The following is a 1,925-nucleotide window of genomic DNA, read 5'->3' on the forward strand; positions in this document are numbered from 1 at the left end:
GCCTTCGGGTCTAACTATTCGTCGCAGCCGACCGCCTACGGCGGCGGCTGAACTCAGGGCGTTAGTCCCTTCATATTCCGCGTCATGCAGGCCGCCATTAACTCCAGCGCTTCGCCTTTCTCCAAGGTTTCTCCTTTGGGTTTTTGGCGCTTTGCCGGGCTTCGCCTGCGTTCGCTTGGTCGGTTTCAGGCCTTTTGGGCCTCTGGCGCTTGTGTAGCAAGCGCTGCTAGCTATCATTCTTGCAGTGCTGCGCCGCTTCCGTGGCCCAGTGCTTTTTCATGGGCCGCGTCCGTCTTCAGGGTTGGGCGCCCCCTTTTGGCCTTCGGGTCTAACTGTTCGTCGCAGCCGACCGCCTACGGCGGCGGCTGAACTCAGGGCGTTAGTACCACTGAAACCCAGCTTTATTTCGCCCATGTTTATTCAAACGGCATTCAGTTTCTCAAACGCTGTGCAGCGCTGGGTTTGCCGTTTCTCTGGGCTTCGCCTGGTGGCGTTACGCTGGTTTGTGGTCTTTTTGGCCTCTAGCCCTTGTGTAGCAAGCGCAAGCAGCTATCGTTTTGCAAGCGCTGTGCCGCCTCGGTGGCGCTGTGCTTTTTCCCAGTTCGCGCCCGTCGCCAAATCCAATTTATCGGTTTTGGCTTCTGGCTCTAACATTTCGGTCAAGCCGACCCGCATTCTGCGGTTGGCTTACCTCGCCCGTTAGGCTTGCAAGAGAACATCGCGTATCGTGATGTCGTTTTAACAACAGGAGACATGCCATGGTCAAAGTAGCCTTGTTCGTTCGCCTTGAAGCGAAACCCGGAAAAGAGAAAGAGGTTGAGAGCTTCCTTGTGAGTGGTCTTCCCATCGTCAATGAGGAGCCTGCCACCACTGCGTGGTTTGGCATTCGCCTTGGACCAAGCACTTTCGGAATCTTTGATGCTTTCCCGGATGAAGCGGGTCGGCAGGCCCATCTCTCCGGAAAGGTCGCAGCCGCGTTGATGGCAAAGGCAGGTGAGTTGTTCTCCGAGCCCCCGTCCATCGAGAACGTTGATGTACTTGCGGCAAAGCTACCTGGCTAGCAAGCCTAACAATTCATTCAAGCCGACGCCGCTTCGCGGCGCGGCTTAATTCAGGCGTTAGCACCACAGAAAACCAATTTATTTCGCCCATGCTTTTTCAAACGGTATTCAATTTCTCAAGCGTTGTTCAGCGCTGGGTTTGTCGTTTCTCTGGGCTTCGCCTGTTGGCATCACGCTGGTTTGTGCTCTTTTTGGCCTCTGGCCCTTGTGCAGCAAGCGCAAGCAGCTATTTTTTTCGTAGTGCTGCGCAGCCTCGGTGGCGCTGTGCTTTTTCGCAGTTCATGCCCGTCGCCAAATTCAGGTTATCGGTTTTGGCTTCTGGCTCTAACATTTCGGTCAAGCCGACCCGCCTACGGCGGTCGGCTTACCTCGCCCGTTAGCCTGCCTTTTATTCCTGCTCATTTCAGCTCATGAATATTCAAACGCCATTTACCTTCGCAAGCGTTTATCCGCTGGGTGTTTGGCGTTCGCTCGGGCTTCGCCTGCGTGGGTTGCGCCAGTTTCAATCCTTTTTGGCCTCTAACCCTTGTGCAGCAAGCGCAAGCAGCTATTGTTTTCGTAGTCCGTGGACTGTGCGGTCACTTTCGTTTTTGCGCTTTGGGTCTAACCCGGCGCTCAAGCCGACCCGCATACTGCGGGCGGCTTACCTTGTCCGTTAGCCAATTAATAGGAGAGAGTGTGTTTCGCATCCTTCTCGTTGCCCTACTCGCCTTTGGCGCTTGGAAGGGCTATGAAAAATATCAATCTCAGCGCGCAGCCCAACAATTTCAAGGGATACCCCAAGAGATTGATATTTGTTGCATCCCGGACGATCATATGGTCGCTTATTGAACAACTCAGGGTGAGTTTGATGCCACTGTTTCA

General features: G+C 54.4%; 5 protein-coding genes. All 5 read left to right on the top strand.

Features of this window, described 5'->3' with window-relative positions; genetic code table 11:
• Positions 1 to 84: 84 nt before the first annotated feature.
• The 5 genes from ACFO24_RS05630 (at position 85) to ACFO24_RS05650 (ending at position 1,720) form a co-directional block, all read left to right on the top strand.
• On the top strand, positions 85 to 369 hold the full coding sequence (locus tag ACFO24_RS05630) for a DUF1010 domain-containing protein (protein ID WP_377737336.1): 285 nt from the start codon (positions 85 to 87) through the stop codon (positions 367 to 369).
• Between the two features lie 43 nt (positions 370 to 412).
• The gene (locus tag ACFO24_RS05635; RefSeq protein ID WP_377737338.1) at positions 413 to 703 is read left to right on the top strand and encodes a DUF1010 domain-containing protein; all 291 of its coding nucleotides are present in this window, start codon (positions 413 to 415) and stop codon (positions 701 to 703) included.
• A gap of 55 nt (positions 704 to 758) precedes the next feature.
• Positions 759 to 1,061, top strand: a complete 303-nt coding sequence (locus ACFO24_RS05640) for a putative quinol monooxygenase (RefSeq protein ID WP_092704911.1) — start codon at positions 759 to 761, stop codon at positions 1,059 to 1,061.
• 89 nt (positions 1,062 to 1,150) lie between these two features.
• On the top strand, positions 1,151 to 1,441 hold the full coding sequence (locus tag ACFO24_RS05645) for a DUF1010 domain-containing protein (RefSeq protein ID WP_377737340.1): 291 nt from the start codon (positions 1,151 to 1,153) through the stop codon (positions 1,439 to 1,441).
• A 30-nt stretch (positions 1,442 to 1,471) separates the two neighbouring features.
• A complete protein-coding gene (locus ACFO24_RS05650; protein ID WP_377737342.1) occupies positions 1,472 to 1,720 on the top strand; it encodes a DUF1010 domain-containing protein in 249 nt (82 codons plus the stop codon).
• Positions 1,721 to 1,925 lie beyond the last annotated feature (205 nt).

Origin of the sequence: Comamonas denitrificans (assembly GCF_042654745.1) — a bacterium.
GTDB lineage: Bacteria > Pseudomonadota > Gammaproteobacteria > Burkholderiales > Burkholderiaceae_C > Comamonas > Comamonas denitrificans.

What these genes read in the sequence shown, in the direction of transcription:
- ACFO24_RS05635 (WP_377737338.1), top strand. Translation starts at nt 413, where the DNA reads ATGTTTATTCAAACGGCATTCAGTTTCTCAAACGCTGTGCAGCGCTGG.
- ACFO24_RS05640 (WP_092704911.1), top strand. Translation starts at nt 759, where the DNA reads ATGGTCAAAGTAGCCTTGTTCGTTCGCCTTGAAGCGAAACCCGGAAAA.
- ACFO24_RS05650 (WP_377737342.1), top strand. Translation starts at nt 1,472, where the DNA reads ATGAATATTCAAACGCCATTTACCTTCGCAAGCGTTTATCCGCTGGGT.
- ACFO24_RS05630 (WP_377737336.1), top strand. Translation starts at nt 85, where the DNA reads ATGCAGGCCGCCATTAACTCCAGCGCTTCGCCTTTCTCCAAGGTTTCT.
- ACFO24_RS05645 (WP_377737340.1), top strand. Translation starts at nt 1,151, where the DNA reads ATGCTTTTTCAAACGGTATTCAATTTCTCAAGCGTTGTTCAGCGCTGG.